Raw genomic sequence first — 435 nt, forward strand, 5'->3', positions numbered from 1 at the left:
CCATCGACCAGGTCAGATTGGGCGCCGCCGGACGGAGCAGCGGCAGACGTTCTGTTGCCAGCCCTTTACGACGTCTTCTGCGTTTTACGCTCAGGCCACTGAGGTGATAAAGCCGGTACACGCGCTTATGATTAACATGAAGCCCTTCACGGCGCAGCAACTGCCAAATACGACGGTAGCCAAAACGCCTGCGCTCCAGTGCCAGCTCAGTGATGCGCCCTGATAAATGCGCATCAGCAGCCGGACGGTGAGCCTCATAGCGGCAGGTCGACAGGGATAAACCTGTAAGCCTGCAGGCACGACGTTGCGACAGACCGGTCGCATCACACATCAACATCACGGCTTCCCGCTTCTGGTCTGTCGTCAGTACTTTCGCCCAAGAGCCACCTGAAGCGCCTCTTTATCCAGCATGGCTTCGGCAAGCAGCTTCTTGAG

General features: G+C 57.9%; 1 pseudogene. It reads right to left on the reverse strand.

Annotated features, from left to right (window positions below):
- A pseudogene (locus tag OGY13_RS01040) lies at window positions 1-435 on the reverse strand (IS3 family transposase); the annotation flags it as partial.

Source organism: Citrobacter sp. Cpo045, from assembly GCF_030332875.1.
Taxonomy (GTDB): Bacteria; Pseudomonadota; Gammaproteobacteria; order Enterobacterales; family Enterobacteriaceae; genus Citrobacter; species Citrobacter portucalensis.